Here is a 14,767-nt window from a genome sequence, read left to right as displayed (position 1 = left end):
GCTTACTCCTGCACGACCGACAAGGACTTCCAACCGGAATCCAAATGCCAGTTTTTAGACGTCAGGGCATTGATTTGGAACGGTTTGGGCAGCTTGGCGGTTGTCAGCAGCAGGCGGATTTCAGCCTTCGTGTCTTTGGCGGCCACATCACTCAGCGCACCCTTGGACAAAACCTTCCAATTCGCGACCGCGCCCACTGCGCGCAAGGCAGTCTCAAGCGTGTCGTACTCGGTAGAAAACGTACCGACGGTAACGCGATAACGGTTGGTCAGCGGATGGAAGGACAATTTATATTGAATCGTGCTGTCGTTGTTGAGCAGCTGGTCGAACTTGAATTTATAAGACGACATAGACGGCGCTGACAGCTGCCAACTCAAATTGAAATGCAGGGGGACGCCCTGTTTGAGTGCTTCTTTAAGCTGGTCGGGCAGGTCGGTGCGGAAACGGCTGCTGACGGAAAGCTGTCCGGCATGGGTCAGCTTTGCCTCAGCACGGGTCGCACTGATGCCCTCGCCCGCCGCATTCAGCGATACGGCAAGCAAGAGCGGTACAATCAGCGTTTTACTGCTTTTTAATAAGCGCGTAATAAAAGCCATCTTGATGTTTGTTCGGTAAGAGCACATGCGATCCGATCAACTCGGCATCGGCATGGCGGTTAAGGAATTTTTGCAACTGACCGTCGTTTTCTTCGACAAAGACCGAGCAGGTAGCCAGCAACATCCTGCCGTTTTTCGTCAGGGTCTGCCACAGCGCGTCTAATAATGCTTCCTGTTGGCGTGCGGTTTTGACGGCATCGGTCGGTCGGCGCAGCCATTTGACATCGGGATTGCGGCGCGCCACGCCCGAAGCGGTACACGGCACATCGGCCAAGACCGCGTCAAAGGCCTTGCCATCATACCACGCTGTCAAGTCCTGCGCATCGGCACAAGTCAAAGAGGCCGTTTGAAAGCCTAAACGGTCAAGGTTGCTCTTCACCCTGTTCAGACGGCCTTCGTCTATATCCAAAGCGGTAATATGACAATCTGCCAGTTCCATGATATGGCCCGTCTTGCCGCCCGGTGCCGCGCAGGCATCAAGGATGCGTTCTCCGTCTTTCGGGTTCAACAAGTAGGCAGCACGTTGCGCACCAAAATCCTGCACCGACACCAGGCCGTCTGAAAAACCGGGTAGGCGGCTGACCGGCACGGCTTCTTCCAACATCACGGCGTATTCGTCCAAAGCCCTGGCCGGAATACCTTCTGCAGCCAGTTTTTCCAAATAGCTTTCGGCATTGCCGTGTCGGCGGTTGACGCGCAAAGTCATCGGCGGATGCGATTGCAGCGCGGTAGTAATGTTGTGCCAATGTTTCGGATAATGGTTTTTCAAGTAAGCCACCCACCACACCGGCAAATTGTGTTTCGCCACATCGTCTTTTTTGCAGGAAGCCGCGAGTTTGTCGCGTTCACGCAAAAAGCGGCGCAAAATCGCGTTGGCAAACGAGCGGAACTGGCCGCGGCCAATTTTGGCAATGCTTTCCACCGCTTCATTGACCACCGCATGAGGCGCATTACGCGTGTAATGCAGTTGGTACATCGCCGCCAAAAGCAGGCTTTCTAGCTGCGGATTGTCAATCGGCTTCTTCAGCATTTGACCAAGCATATGCTTCAAACTGCCCAAATAACGTTGGCAACCGTAGGCAATATCCTGCAACGCGCCGTTTTCCTGCGCCGTCAGCTGCGGATGCGCCGCGCGGATTTCCGCCAAGACATCCTGAAGATTGCGCCCTTCGGCAACCGCGGCAACGCTGTCGGCGGCCAATTTTTGGGCGAGGGACATACTCATATTTTTGCTTTCTGATTCATATTTGATTTCAAGTGTTCGGAGGATTTCAGACGGCCTGTTCGGCAGCTAACAATGCCCGATAATATTCGGCATCTATTTTGGAAAAACAGCAAAAGATGATTTTTTCCACTGCCGGACATTGCGGCAGGGTTTGTTTCAAACTCTCCAAAGCGATACGCGCGGCGGCTTCGGCCGGAAAGCGGTACACACCGGTGCTGATGCACGGAAAGGCGATGCTGTGAAGCTCATGCTTCTGGGCAAGCAGCAAGGAATTGGCGTAGGATTGTGCCAATTTAGCCTCTTCATTTTGCTGTCCGCCAAACCATACCGGCCCGACCGTGTGGATGACATAACGCGCAGGCAAACGATAGCCTTTGGTTATTTTGGCTTCGCCTGTGCGGCAACCGCCCAAAGTACGGCACTCGTCCAGCAGTTCTTTGCCTGCGGCGCGGTGTATTGCACCGTCTACGCCGCCACCACCCAACAACGATGAATTGGCGGCATTGACAATCGCATCGACTGCCAATCGGGTAATATCGCCCTCGACCACTTCAAAAACAGCCATTGTTTTCTTTCCTCTACGTTGATTTCCAGCCTGTTACAAAACCGTTCCGACTTCAATCGTCCGGCCTGCCGCAAATGCCTGTATGCTCATGCGTTTGCTGCCGGAAGGCTGCAATTCGGTGATGTTCAGCGCATTTTCACCGCACGCCACCAGCAGGCCGTCTGAAGTGCAAGACAATACTTCGCCTGCCTTACCCTGTTTGGCCACGACTTCGGCTCGCCAGATTTTCATCGGTTTGCCTTGATATTCGACCCACGCGGCAGGTACGGGGTTAAAGGCGCGGATTTTGCGTTCGATAATGTGCGCGCTTTGATTCCAATCGATACGCGCTTCTTCTTTGCTCAATTTCTGGGCATAGGTAACACCTTCTTCAGGCTGTTTGACCGCGTTCAGACGGCCTTCAGCCTGCAGACGCTGCAAGTCGGCAACAATCGCTTCCGCACCCAAACCCATCAACGCGTCATGCACTTCGTTGGCAGTATCCGTAGGTTGGATGGCGTAGCGGTGTTCGCTGACCACATCGCCGGTGTCCAAGCCGATGTCCATCTGCATGATGCACACGCCGGTTTCGGCGTCGCCGGCTTCAATCGCACGTTGAATCGGTGCCGCGCCGCGCCAACGGGGCAACAACGAAGCATGGATATTGAGGCAGCCGTGTTTGGGCGTATCCAACACATCCTGCGGCAAAATCAAGCCATACGCGGCCACTACCATCACATCCGCGCTCGTATCTTTGAGCATTTGCAGGGCTTCGGCGTTATTGCGCAACTTTTCCGGCTGCGCCACGGTCAAACCCAATTCCAAGGCAGCCTGTTTGACCGGCGATGCGGTCAACTGCATGCCGCGTCCTTTGGGGCGGTCGGGCTGGGTCAACACCAGCGGAATTTCAAAACCTGCGGCGGCGATGGCTTTCAAGGCGGCGGCGGCAAAATCGGGTGTACCGGCAAAGATGACTTTCATGTTGTGTCCTTGTGGAAATGGTTTGAATGGCGCGTTGGGCAAACTGTTTCAGCTGAAAAGGCCGTCTGAAAGATTGAAAACCGAAGTCTGCCTTCTGTTTTGTCTTTTCAGACGGCCTTTAAGCGATGCGTAGGTCAGATGGTGTGTTTCTGACGTTTTTTCAGTTTGGTTTTGATGCGGCCTTGCTTCAGCTGCGACAGGTGTTCGACAAAAACGATGCCCATCAGGTGATCCAATTCGTGCTGCACGCAGATTGCCAGCAGGCCGTCTGCTTCCAGCGTGAATTTCTCGCCTTTTTCGTTCAAGGCCTCAACTTTGACGCGCTCGGCACGGGTCACGGTATCGTAAATACCCGGCACGGACAGACAGCCTTCTTCATAAGTCGTCTCGCCGTCTTTTTCGACAATGACGGGATTGATGAACACGCGCGGCTCGCTGCGGTCTTCGGTCAAATCCATCACGACGATGCGCTCGTGTACGTCGACCTGGGTGGCCGCCAAGCCGATACCGCGTGCTTCGTACATGGTTTCAAACATATCGGCAACCAATGTCTGGATGCGCTCGTCGATTTTTTCAACAGGTTTGGCGACCGTGTGCAAACGCTCGTCAGGGTATTGGAGGATGTTCAGTAAAGCCATAATATTCTCGTTTTATAAAGCTGATGTGTGATTTTCATACAGATTCGGTTTCCGCCGCCACAATCTCCTGTCATGACAGCAACATTCAATGCTAAAATAACGCCGAAAAATGTTAAGATAGCGCGACGGAGGCCGTTCGTTATCGTATTGATGAATGGGCGGCAGTTTCGCAAACTCCAGCCTTCTCTGTTTATCATCTGAAGACAAACCGAATCGATTTCAAGGGGAACGGTTATGCAACAACGTATTATAACCCTGCTTTGCATGGCAGGCATGGCTATTTCTGCCCACACTCAGGCAGCTTCTTTAAAAATCCGCCCCAATGCGCCGCAACGCTACGTCGTTAAAAACGGCGATACCTTGTGGGGTATTTCCGGCAAATATCTGTACAGCCCATGGCAATGGAACCGCCTTTGGGGCGCCAACCGCAACGCCATCCGCAATCCGCACCTGATCTATCCGGGTCAGGTGTTGGTTTTACGCTACGTCAACGGCCAGCCACGACTGGGTTTTGAACATGCCCAAACCCGTTCAGACGGCATTCCCGTAATCAAACTGCATCCGCGCGTACGCGAAACTTCCGGCTACGGCATTCCGACCGTCAACGTCAACCTCTACCGCATGTTCATGAAACATCCGCAGATTATCGCTCCGGAAGAAACCGCCAACGCACCGCGCCTGATTGCAGGTCCCGACAACCGCGTCCTCTACACGCAAGGCAACCGCGTGTACGCATACGGCCTGACCGAACCCGGCCGCTACCTGACCTACCGCGTTAATAAAAACATCACCGACCCGGAAACCGGCAAATTCCTCGGCCAAGAAGTCGTGTTCAGCGGCATCGCCAACACGCTGCCTTACACCGACTCCGCCTTGGAAAACCGTACCCGCGCTTCTGACGAAAAACTCAAAAGCAACGAGTATTACACCCAAGTCAACAAAGTCATGAAACTGCGCACCCAGTCCGCGCAACCTTTGGTTATCGAAGAAGCCGTTTCCGAAATCCGCAAAGACGACTATCTGCTGAAACTGCCCGAAGGCCTCGACAGCTTCAATTTTATGCCTCACGCCCCTGCCCGTCCGATTCAGGCCAAAGTCGTTTCCATCTTCGACGGCGTGGGTGAAGCCGGCCAATTCCAAACCATTACTTTGGATAAAGGCGAACTCGACGGCTTGGACAAAGGCACTGTGGTCAGCCTCTACAAACGCGGCCGTCAAGTCCGTGTCAATCTGTCCAACAACCTGATTCGCAAACCGAAAGACAAAGATACGGTTGAGTTGGTTTCCATTCCGGCGGAAGAAATCGGCTTGGCAATGGTGTACCGCACATCCGACCATCTGGCCTCAGCCATTATTTTGGAAAGCCTGAACAGCGTTTCCATCGGCGATACCGCCTCCGAACCCGGCCGTGATTTGGACAATATGGCTGATGAAAAAACCATGGACAAACCGGCTGAAGACGAACAGGAAAGAGAAATCGAACTGGAAGTCCGCAGCTGATTGGGCTTTTTTAGCAGCAATTCGGTAAATAAAGGCCGTCTGAAAACCTGTTTTTCAGACGGCCTTTTGATTGCCTATCAGAATAAAGAAATCTGTAACACGTTGTTTAAAGCGCAAACAACATCTCATGTCTTTAGCTATTTATCGGCTATTCCCTTTTCTATTGCCTTTCCGCTCTGTCATTCAAATCAGAAATATGAAAGCCCAACACGCGATTTATTGCCTGTGGATTGTTCCATCTGTTCCTGCCAATCAAAAAGGCCGTCTGAAGTCTTCAGACGGCCTTTTTATCCACAACTCAAATCCGATTATTTGAATTTGTAAGTGTATTGCAAGCCCAAGATGTCCGCTTTGTTTTTAAAACGGGCAGAGGATGTACCACGGCTGTCCACGTCGTTGCCGCTGGCTTTGCCGGTGCGGTAAACCGTGTCATTGATGTGGATATGGCTGTACGCCGCATCGATCACATGGTTTTTACCCAGTTGATATTTGGCACCGACGGAGAACCAGATACGGTTGCCGTCAGGCAGGCTGTTCATGCGGTCTTCAGCGCTTTTAACCGGTGATTTGTCGAAAGCGATACCGGCACGCAGTTGCAATGGTTCGGTAACTTGGTAAGAGCCGCCGAATGCAACTTTATAAGTATTGCGCCAGTTAGGCGTAATGACGGTACGGTCAGATTGGCCGTTGACAACTTTTTTGGTGTTTTCAAACACCAGCTCGGCTTTGTTGAAGCGGCTGTGGCGCGTCCAAGTCACATCGCCGAACAGGTTGGTTTTGTCGGTGGCGCGGTACATACCGTGCACAGACAAAGACTCAGGCGTGACAATTTTTACACTGGCTTTTTCGTTTGGTACATAACCGCGTGCAGCCATTGCACCCAAATCCCAAGCGCGTTTTGCATATGCGCCGTCCGCTTCCCAATCGGCAGTGCCTTTCAGCGTATGCGATACTTTGGAACGATAGTTCACACCCACGCGTGCGCGCTCATTGATGTCCCACATCCACGCCAATTGATAGCCGAAGCCCCAATCGTGGCCTTTTACATCGGCATGACCGTCAGCTTTGCCGGTTGCATCGACAGCAACAGGACGGCCTGCTTGACGGGAAGCCAAGCCGCTGGCCAATTGGCTGATGGCGCCGGAAGCGTCCCAGTCGGAGTATTTGCGCAATTCGGCTTTGGAATATTGGGCAATCAAACCGGCACCGACGGCGTGCTGCTCATTCAGTTTCCACGCGACTACCGGCTCGATGGCGATGGTGGTCAAACCCAGTTTGTTGATATTGTGGCGCAATACGGAATCTTTTTCGTATTCTGTTGCAGAGCCGAAGGGAACGTACACGCCCAAACCCAAAGTCACATCGTCGCTGGCTTTGTACGCGCCATAAACATGTGGAGCAACGGTGGTTTCGGTAATTTTGCCGCTGGTCGAGCCGCTGACATCGGCACCCGTGCGGAAGTGTTTCGCAGATTCCGCCTTATAATGAATGCTTGGGAATACGATATTGGCGTTAACGGAAATTTGGCTGCTGTCGATTTTACTCAAACCGGCCGGATTGTAGAAAATGGTTGAGGCATCGGCGGCTTCGGCGGCGGCGGCGTTGGCCGTGCCTTGTGCGTTAACGGATTGTGTGCCGAAATGGTAGCCGGAAGCTTGGACTGCGGTAGATAAAAGTGCTGTGCTTAAAATAAATGCTGTTTTTTTCAAATTGAAATGAATCATTTTGGTTTACCGTGAAAGTAGCGGACAAAGAAAAAGGCCGTCTGAAACGTCCTTTATTGATTTAGTATAGGCACTCAATTCTATACTACATCGTTATTCTTGCCTATTATTTTCGGTTTTTTACATAAAAAATACCCAAAATACAAAAAAAAAGCAGGCTACGGACAGCCTGCTTTTTCCACTTAGTTAACCTTGATTCGATTATTTGACTTGCAACACTTCCAATGTGTTGGTCGAACCGGATTCGCGCATTTTCGAGCCGCTTGTAATGATGTATTGGTCGCCGGAACACAGAATTTGGTGTTCGACCAACACAGCTTCCACTTCGTTCAGCGCAGTATCGTGGTCGGTACTGGTCGCCAAAATCATCGGACGCACGCCGCGATACATTGCCATGCGGCGTTGGGCGGAAATGCTCGGAGTCAGGGCGAAAATCGGCAAGGTGATGTTGTGGCGGCTGATTTCGAAGGCGGTTGAGCCGCTTTCGGTCAGGGCGACAATCGCTTTAGCGTGAACCGCACGCGCTACGCCGACTGCGCCGCCGGCAATCGCCAAGTTGGTGCTGACGGCTTCGGGATACTCGACTTGTTCGGCAACGCCGTTGAGCGAGTCCTGCTCTTTTTCGGCTGCCGCGCAGATAATCGCCATTTGGCTGACGGTTTCAAACGGGTATGCGCCGACAGCGGTTTCGGCGGAACACATCACCGCATCGGTGCCATCCAACACCGCGTTTGCCACGTCGCTCACTTCGGCGCGGGTCGGTACGGGGTTGGTAATCATGGATTCCATCATTTGGGTCGCGGTAATGCTGAAGCGGCGCAACTCGCGGGCACGGCGGATCATGCGTTTTTGCAGGGCAGGAACGGCAGCATGGCCGACTTCCACTGCCAAGTCGCCTCGGGCAACCATAATACCGTCGCTGGCGAGGATGATTTCGTCCAGATTTTCAATGGCTTCTACGCGCTCGATTTTGGAAACCAAACCTGGGCGTACGGCTGTACTTCCTTTCATTTCTTCTTCAACTTTGGCGCGTGCGATGTGCAAATCTTCGGCAGATTTCACAAAGCTGATGGCCAAGTAGTCGCAACCGATGGCAATCGCCGTTTTCAGGTCGCGGAAGTCTTTTTCTGTCAACGCGCCGGCAGACAGGCCGCCACCACGTTTGTTAATACCTTTATTACTTTTCAGCACATGGCTGTTTTCAACTCTTGTAATAATCTTACTTCCTTCAACCGCCTCAACGGTCAAAGTCAACAGGCCGTCATCCAGCCATAAAACATCGCCGGCAACGACGTCATTCGGCAAATCGCGGTAGTCCAAACCCACCGCTTCGCGTGTGCCTTCACCTTCAAGCGCGGCATCCAAAATTAAGGTTTCATCTTTATTCAGCTCGATGCTGCCGCCGGCAATTTTACCAACACGGATTTTAGGCCCTTGCAAGTCGGCAAGAATCGCCACTTCCTGACCTGCGCGTTTCGCAGCTTCGCGCACGATGCGGGCATTTTCTTCATGGAACTCCGGAGTACCGTGACTGAAATTGAAACGGACGACATTAAGACCGCCGACACGGATCATGTCTTCCAACAATTGCACATTGTTGCTGCCCGGACCCAATGTGGCGACAATTTTGGTATTGTGACTGATACGGGTTAAATCACGTTGCAATTCGCTCATGTAAACGTCCTTTCCTGTTGATTCCACGTTTGATAATGAGGGAGATTGTACGCTTAATACAATAATGTTGGCGTAAAATTACATTATTTTCTGACTTAAACTAAATTTATTTTTACATTAACCTACTTTTCTATCAGATACAATACACTCTCACGTCGTCATTTTTGATTTTCAGACGGCCTCCCTCATACTAATAGAATACTCAACTGATCCATGAAACGTTTTTTGACTCCGCTACCCATCGGCATCGTTTTGGCCGACCTGATCTACGGTTTCGTCCTGAATGTGATGCAAGGCTTAAACTTGCAACAAACTGCATCTAACCAGTCCGGCACGCTTTCCGTTACGCCCGACATCGCCTTCAACAGCCTGCAAATCATCGCCAACGGCGGCATGGTCTGCATCATCGGCTTCGGTTTGATTGTTTTGTTCCAACTCAACCGCGCCGTATTACGCCGACAAATCCTGCCCATCGGTATTTTCCGAACCCTCGGTCTGTTGGCTGTTTTGGCATTCAGCATTTCGTCTTTGTGGGAATGGTTGCATGCCGCTTTGTCGCTGCTATCCGGCCGCAATGTTTTAAACTTCAGCAACCCGCGTTATCTGGTTACCGCAGCCTGCATGCCCATTATTGCTTTCTTGTGCATCTTGCGCCTGTACAATTGGTATCGCCTGCATCGGACTGTTGCCACCGACGATGCCTCCGCTACCCTCTAATCAAGCTGCAAAAAGGCCGTCTGAAACAGAAAAACCTATTTCAGACGGCCTTGTCATTATATGCCTCAACGTTGATGGCTGGTTTCTACACCGGCCTTAATCTCACCATACATTTGCGAGCTGCCTTGCCCGCTGCCTGATGCGCAAGCCGCCAAACTCAGTGCCAAAACAGCCGCAGTCAAAATCTTCAACATGGGATTCCCTCTTTCTACAACCATTATTTCGGATCGCAACGGAAATGGTAGGCGCAAATTTCAAATCCGTTTTTGAAGTAGAGACGATGCGCATCTGCGCGGTCATGGTTCACATGGACATTCAGATGGATTTTGGTTGCGCCGGTTTCCGCACCGATTTTGCGTACTTCTTCCAACAAGCGCGAAGCATAGCCTTTTTGGCGGCATTGAGGCATGGTTACGATGTCGTCAATATGGATGTGGTAACCGCTGGCCAAATTGTACGCGGCATGGAAACCGCATACGGCTACGGCATTTTGTTTGCCTTCTTCAAAAATGCCCAGCAGGCGGTAGCCGGTTTTACGCTGATGCTCGTTGATTTGTTCGACAAAACGGTGAATATCGGTCAAAGAAGAACGCAAAATGCTCAATGCCGCAAAAGCGGTCGCAGTTTCTTCCGGCGGAATTTCACGCAATACGCCGACCACAGGCGCGGCAGCTTGAGGCTCGGGCTGGGTATCGGCCGCTTCCGCACGCTCGGCGGCGTGCTTTTCTTCAATCGCCTGCGCCAACAAAACGCGCTCGACCGGCACTTCGCCCTGCTGCTTGCTTTCTTGCTCTTTGAGTAAGGCTTTGCAGTCAATCACGCGCAAATCATTATCCGCCGCAAAGTCCATCAAGAAACGGAACATTTGCGGATTGTCTTCTTCCAGTTTTTTATCGACTGCCACACAACGGACATTGTCCACCAAAATCGGGCGCACCCAATTCGAATAGGAAAGGCGGTTGTCTTTGGTGAAGGAAGACAAAATACCGCACAGGCGCTCCGCCCAGTCGCTTGGTCGGAAAATCTTGCCTTTGCTGGTCGTACCATGGATCACAACTTCATAAGGATTACACACTAACATAAGCAGCTTCCTGAGAGTAAATGGCTGAAGGAATATTTCGCCAGTGCCAACATCAGAAAAAGTTCCGATACATAGCAACAGATTATTGAAAAAATATCAGTAAGGTTTTGAAATACGACAATGATGAGACAGCTTGCCGATCCTGACAATCCGTTTCGAATTCTTTGATTATTATACCCGATACGCCTCTTTTTCTTCAAAAATCATTTGAAAAATAACAACAGGCCGTCTGAAAACAAGTATTTCAGTTTCAGACGGCCTGCATATTTTGAATATCAATACAACAATTTCTTGCGGGGCTTTTGCTCGCCATTGGATTTAATTTCTGACAAATTGAAATTCAATATGCTCAAATCCAAGACGCTTTCAGAAGTGCATTGATCGCCAAAGGCATTTTCATAAGTGGCCTTCAGTTTCAACACGCCGCCAAATGTCTGATCCGGCAATTCGGCAGCAAGCGCCAACATGCTTGCAAACACGCCACCATACAATTCACCCGATGCCAGCATATCCACGCCGCCAGAAAACATCTCCAAGCGCATAACTGCATCGGCAACCAGCTTGCTCGGCAAGTGATCCGGCAAAGGCTCTGCCTCAAAACGCACATTCTTCGCCAAGCCCTTACCGCTATTGCGGACAACCAAAACCAATAAATCTGTTTGCCCGTCAGAACGTTGCAACGTCGCATGCAAAACAGGATGAATGCTTTCTTTTTGAATCAGCTGCTCACGGTGCAACATCTTGCTTTTTGCTTTGGATCGCGCAGAGACGACAGCCCAAATCAACCAAACCAATGCAACGGCAGAAATGGCAGTGACTAAAAGGGGAAGGTTGGTCAAATAGGCTTGCTGATTAAACCAAACTTGTGCTGCCAAAAATCCGGCAAAGAAAATCAAGACGTATAAAATTGGGGCAAACCGGCTTAGTATGGATGAGTGCATAAGTTTTCCTACATTTCGTATCGTGTTATAAAAAATAATGCCTTTTGAGCAAATGATGTCATTAACTCAGAAGGCATTATTTTAACGTAATTTTAACGCAATTTGCTTAATATCTTGCTTTTTATGAAACTGATGTATCAAGCAGACAACTCAAACCGCACAGCCGTGTTTTCAGACGGCCTGAGATTTTTATCAGGCTTCGGCAACCGAATCACGCGAGAAGGTTTTTTCGCAATAATGGCATTTCAAACGCGTCTGACCATTATGTGAACGGACATAAAAGCGGCTGATGACCGGCTCGCCATGACTGGCACAATTGGTATTCGGGCAGCGGAACACTTCCGAAATTTCCTCCGGCAATGACAAATGCTGTTTGTCGATTACTTTAAACTGATCGATTTTGTTTACCACTGCTTCAGGGGCAAATAAAGCCAAACGGTTAGCCGCATTGGCATCCAACCATACGCCGCTGACTTTGATAATGTCTTTGCTTCCCTGCGTTTTGCTGGGCAAATTAAAGCCGACCGTAACCGCGCTGCCATAATGCAGCAGCTTAAATTGCCTTAGAATGGCCAAGCCTTTACCGGCAGGAATATGGTCAATTACCGTACCTTGTTCAATCGCTTCAACGCTAAGTTTTGAGTTTTCCATCTTTCGCTCCTTAAACTTCTTCGTTCAATACCAAAGATAAAATCGCCATCCGTGCATACACACCATTGGTTGCCTGTTCAAAATAATAGGCATGAGGTGTTTTATCCACATTCGGATGAATTTCATCTACCCTCGGTAAAGGATGCAAGACGCGCAAATTGGGTTTGGCATTTGCCAACATTGACGCATCAAGATTGAATTTACCCTGGATTTTGGCAAATTCCTGCTCATCAAAACGTTCGCGCTGAACGCGGGTCATGTACAAAATATCCGCCCATTCGACCGCTTCTTCCAAGTCGGGCAAAATTTGATAAGGACACCCGGCCTCTTCCAGTTCTTCAGTGATATAGTCCGGCATCGCCAAGCTAGGAGGGGAAACAAACGCAAATTCACAACCCCAACGCTTCAGCGCCTGACATAATGAATGTACCGTACGGCCATATTTTAAATCGCCGGCCATCGCAATTTTCAAATTGCTTAAACTGCCTTGTGTTTCATAAATCGTTACCAAATCCAAAAGCGTCTGGCTCGGATGTTGGTTGGTACCATCGCCGGCATTAATCACAGGTACGCTCGAAAATTCAGCCGCCACACGGGCCGCACCGTCTTTCGGGTGTCGCTGAATAATCGCATCCGTATAGCTGGAAATAATCCTCGCAGTATCTGCAAGCGTTTCACCCTTTTTCGCGCTGGTATTCGCACCATCGGAAAAACCGATAACTTTCCCACCCAAACGCTGTACCGCCGTTTCAAAAGACAAACGCGTACGAGTGGACGGTTCAAAAAAGCACGAACCAATCAATTTGCCTTCAAGCAAATCTTCACGAGGCTGCTTTTTCAACTTCAAGGCCGTCTGAAGCAGTAATTCGAGCTGCTCCGTCGTCAAATCTGAAATTGAAATAATATGTTGCCGATAAAGCGGATTAGGCATGACCATTCCTTCCCATAAAAAAGCCCGCAACAGGCGGGCGTTTCAAGCAAACCGATTCCATCACTGCCCGACATCATCCCCATCGGACAATCACAACCATGTTTCTATCACACCCATGAAATCTTCTGCATTATCTCATATTTAACAGACGGCTGCTTCTTTCAAGTTTTCAGATGGCCTGAGACATTTACAAAATAGTCCCATACTCAACAGCTGAAAACCAAACACAGGGATTCGGCTGTTTCTGTTCCAGATACCCTATTTATCTTTTCTAAATACTCACAATCTAACATCATTCAGACTACTTTTTAGAGACAAACAGACTTAATGGCTTTCAACAGGTTCAAACACATTGCTTTCAAATGGCTTTGCGTACTTATTTACCTAGAGCATAATAGGCTACCAGCCCGATTTACGATGAAAAGTACCAAAGCTTTTAAAAGGTAATTGGTATTTGCACTCATGGGCAGTAGTGGTAGTAATATGCAATTTCTTAATATAGCCTTCAGTATCGGTACGGGTATATTGTTTGTGACCCGTCTGTATTAGCCGTCTTTCCTTACCCAGCAAGGTATCATTACTTGGTTTGTGCTTCCTTGTCCTTTGTCATCCACACTTGCCACTGGCCGTCTGAATAATGTTGACAATAATAGCAATGGTTGCTTTCTCTACTTTTAAGCCTGTTTCGATCGATTTGCCGTTAATCAGTTCCAGTAGTTCGGCTAGAGTGTTTCTTACGCCAGCTGGTTATGGTGTCAGCATAAGATACTATAATCAAAAATACTCAGTTATTTGAAATGACAAATAGGTTGAAATTAATAGATAATCAGATCGTATTTGGACTTAGAATCTGAAACGATCGCCCAAAGGACGTGCCCCCCCACATCCTTTTCTTTATCCGCTTCCTCCCTTTCGATCAGATTTCTACCCCATAAAAGGCTTACACTCCGCATCATTGCCCCTAAATATCTCCTCACCGTCCCTACAGCTGCCCTTCACTTTCATCTTCCCGCACACCACCGCCGTCAGCGACTCGTTCAAGCGCAGCACCCTCGGCTCCGCCTCCCTATCCAGCGCCACCGCCTTCAAGGTAAACTTTCCCTCCAAGATACCCTTAGCTTGACCGCTCATCCTGATACAGAAACCGCCCGCCTCCTTTACCGGTAGCTCCGGCCACTTCGTCGACGTCAGCTTAAAGCTGCCCTTTTTCGCATAGAACTGCTCCATAAAGCGCGCATTTTCCAGCAGCGCGGCATGAGCCGCACGCAAGTTGGCCGAACGGACTGACTCCCGATAGGCGGTCAATGCCACCGTCGCCAATATCGAAACCAGCAGCATCACCACCAACAGCTGTACCAATGAGTAGCCTCTCTGCACAGTTGCCCCATTCCGTTTTCCGTCAAATGTTTTTAAGTACATATCTTTATTCCCTTTATCTTTTATACCCTATCCAACAAGAGACTATCCGTTTATCCCTTCACCCAATCTAAAGTCTCCACTGGTCCAAGTCTTCATTCCCACTGCCCCATACAAAGCCGCCCGTCAGCCGGAACCGGCAAACGGT

15 protein-coding genes are annotated in these 14,767 nt (G+C 50.0%); 2 read left to right on the top strand and 13 right to left on the bottom strand.

Going from position 1 to position 14,767, the window contains the following annotated elements; genetic code table 11:
• Positions 1-2 precede the first annotated feature (2 nt).
• The 5 genes from CYJ98_RS09565 to def form a co-directional block, all read right to left on the bottom strand.
• Positions 3-596 (bottom strand): DUF4390 domain-containing protein, encoded by a 594-nt coding sequence (locus CYJ98_RS09565; protein WP_004520180.1) that lies wholly within the window; start codon positions 594-596, stop codon positions 3-5.
• Positions 562-1,821 (bottom strand): 16S rRNA (cytosine(967)-C(5))-methyltransferase RsmB, encoded by a 1,260-nt coding sequence (gene rsmB / locus CYJ98_RS09560; protein WP_049352440.1) that lies wholly within the window; start codon positions 1,819-1,821, stop codon positions 562-564. Before rsmB ends, CYJ98_RS09565 begins: the two co-directional genes overlap by 35 nt.
• Positions 1,822-1,867: 46 nt before the next feature.
• The gene (locus CYJ98_RS09555) at positions 1,868-2,386 is read right to left on the bottom strand and encodes an O-acetyl-ADP-ribose deacetylase (RefSeq protein WP_049352443.1); all 519 of its coding nucleotides are present in this window, start codon (positions 2,384-2,386) and stop codon (positions 1,868-1,870) included.
• 33 nt (positions 2,387-2,419) lie between these two features.
• Entirely contained in the window at positions 2,420-3,346 is a 927-nt protein-coding gene (gene fmt, locus CYJ98_RS09550; RefSeq protein WP_101756372.1) for a methionyl-tRNA formyltransferase, read from the bottom strand.
• A 134-nt stretch (positions 3,347-3,480) separates the two neighbouring features.
• Positions 3,481-3,984: a peptide deformylase gene (def, locus tag CYJ98_RS09545; RefSeq protein WP_003678675.1), complete on the bottom strand. Its 504-nt coding sequence runs from the start codon at positions 3,982-3,984 to the stop codon at positions 3,481-3,483.
• 234 nt (positions 3,985-4,218) lie between these two features.
• Between def and CYJ98_RS09540 the strand changes: the two genes are divergently transcribed.
• The gene (locus tag CYJ98_RS09540; protein ID WP_101756373.1) at positions 4,219-5,484 is read left to right on the top strand and encodes a LysM peptidoglycan-binding domain-containing protein; all 1,266 of its coding nucleotides are present in this window, start codon (positions 4,219-4,221) and stop codon (positions 5,482-5,484) included.
• 308 nt (positions 5,485-5,792) lie between these two features.
• On the opposite strand, the gene CYJ98_RS09535 is transcribed toward CYJ98_RS09540, so the two are convergent.
• Both CYJ98_RS09535 and pyk read right to left on the bottom strand, forming a co-directional pair.
• A complete protein-coding gene (locus CYJ98_RS09535) occupies positions 5,793-7,208 on the bottom strand; it encodes an OmpP1/FadL family transporter (protein WP_101756374.1) in 1,416 nt (471 codons plus the stop codon).
• A gap of 201 nt (positions 7,209-7,409) precedes the next feature.
• Entirely contained in the window at positions 7,410-8,882 is a 1,473-nt protein-coding gene (pyk, locus tag CYJ98_RS09530) for a pyruvate kinase (RefSeq protein WP_063075686.1), read from the bottom strand.
• Between the two features lie 213 nt (positions 8,883-9,095).
• Here pyk and CYJ98_RS09525 point away from each other — a divergent pair, with 213 nt between their 5' ends.
• Positions 9,096-9,599: a hypothetical protein gene (locus tag CYJ98_RS09525; RefSeq protein ID WP_101756375.1), complete on the top strand. Its 504-nt coding sequence runs from the start codon at positions 9,096-9,098 to the stop codon at positions 9,597-9,599.
• A 65-nt stretch (positions 9,600-9,664) separates the two neighbouring features.
• On the opposite strand, the gene CYJ98_RS09520 is transcribed toward CYJ98_RS09525, so the two are convergent.
• From CYJ98_RS09520 to CYJ98_RS09495, 6 genes are all read right to left on the bottom strand, one after another.
• Complete coding sequence (locus CYJ98_RS09520; RefSeq protein WP_269208304.1) at positions 9,665-9,793, bottom strand: hypothetical protein; 129 nt, start codon at positions 9,791-9,793, stop codon at positions 9,665-9,667.
• A 23-nt stretch (positions 9,794-9,816) separates the two neighbouring features.
• Positions 9,817-10,680, bottom strand: coding sequence for a GNAT family N-acetyltransferase (locus CYJ98_RS09515; protein WP_070836923.1), 864 nt, complete (start codon positions 10,678-10,680; stop codon positions 9,817-9,819).
• A 275-nt stretch (positions 10,681-10,955) separates the two neighbouring features.
• Positions 10,956-11,621, bottom strand: coding sequence for a hypothetical protein (locus CYJ98_RS09510; protein ID WP_101756376.1), 666 nt, complete (start codon positions 11,619-11,621; stop codon positions 10,956-10,958).
• 192 nt (positions 11,622-11,813) lie between these two features.
• The gene (pyrI, locus tag CYJ98_RS09505; RefSeq protein WP_070813707.1) at positions 11,814-12,272 is read right to left on the bottom strand and encodes an aspartate carbamoyltransferase regulatory subunit; all 459 of its coding nucleotides are present in this window, start codon (positions 12,270-12,272) and stop codon (positions 11,814-11,816) included.
• A 10-nt stretch (positions 12,273-12,282) separates the two neighbouring features.
• The gene (gene pyrB / locus CYJ98_RS09500; RefSeq protein WP_070813708.1) at positions 12,283-13,203 is read right to left on the bottom strand and encodes an aspartate carbamoyltransferase; all 921 of its coding nucleotides are present in this window, start codon (positions 13,201-13,203) and stop codon (positions 12,283-12,285) included.
• Between the two features lie 924 nt (positions 13,204-14,127).
• On the bottom strand, positions 14,128-14,622 hold the full coding sequence (locus CYJ98_RS09495; protein ID WP_244169028.1) for a type IV pilin protein: 495 nt from the start codon (positions 14,620-14,622) through the stop codon (positions 14,128-14,130).
• Positions 14,623-14,767 lie beyond the last annotated feature (145 nt).

Source organism: Neisseria perflava, assembly GCF_002863305.2.
Taxonomy (GTDB): Bacteria; Pseudomonadota; Gammaproteobacteria; order Burkholderiales; family Neisseriaceae; genus Neisseria; species Neisseria perflava_A.
This window is presented reverse-complemented; position numbering and strand designations above follow the sequence as displayed.

Coding starts and splice junctions, on each gene's coding strand:
- CYJ98_RS09565 (WP_004520180.1), bottom strand. CDS start 596: ATGGCTTTTATTACGCGCTTATTAAAAAGCAGTAAAACGCTGATTGTA.
- rsmB (WP_049352440.1), bottom strand. CDS start 1,821: ATGAGTATGTCCCTCGCCCAAAAATTGGCCGCCGACAGCGTTGCCGCG.
- CYJ98_RS09555 (WP_049352443.1), bottom strand. CDS start 2,386: ATGGCTGTTTTTGAAGTGGTCGAGGGCGATATTACCCGATTGGCAGTC.
- fmt (WP_101756372.1), bottom strand. CDS start 3,346: ATGAAAGTCATCTTTGCCGGTACACCCGATTTTGCCGCCGCCGCCTTG.
- def (WP_003678675.1), bottom strand. CDS start 3,984: ATGGCTTTACTGAACATCCTCCAATACCCTGACGAGCGTTTGCACACG.
- CYJ98_RS09540 (WP_101756373.1), top strand. CDS start 4,219: ATGCAACAACGTATTATAACCCTGCTTTGCATGGCAGGCATGGCTATT.
- CYJ98_RS09535 (WP_101756374.1), bottom strand. CDS start 7,208: ATGATTCATTTCAATTTGAAAAAAACAGCATTTATTTTAAGCACAGCA.
- pyk (WP_063075686.1), bottom strand. CDS start 8,882: ATGAGCGAATTGCAACGTGATTTAACCCGTATCAGTCACAATACCAAA.
- CYJ98_RS09525 (WP_101756375.1), top strand. CDS start 9,096: ATGAAACGTTTTTTGACTCCGCTACCCATCGGCATCGTTTTGGCCGAC.
- CYJ98_RS09520 (WP_269208304.1), bottom strand. CDS start 9,793: ATGTTGAAGATTTTGACTGCGGCTGTTTTGGCACTGAGTTTGGCGGCT.
- CYJ98_RS09515 (WP_070836923.1), bottom strand. CDS start 10,680: ATGTTAGTGTGTAATCCTTATGAAGTTGTGATCCATGGTACGACCAGC.
- CYJ98_RS09510 (WP_101756376.1), bottom strand. CDS start 11,621: ATGCACTCATCCATACTAAGCCGGTTTGCCCCAATTTTATACGTCTTG.
- pyrI (WP_070813707.1), bottom strand. CDS start 12,272: ATGGAAAACTCAAAACTTAGCGTTGAAGCGATTGAACAAGGTACGGTA.
- pyrB (WP_070813708.1), bottom strand. CDS start 13,203: ATGCCTAATCCGCTTTATCGGCAACATATTATTTCAATTTCAGATTTG.
- CYJ98_RS09495 (WP_244169028.1), bottom strand. CDS start 14,622: ATGTACTTAAAAACATTTGACGGAAAACGGAATGGGGCAACTGTGCAG.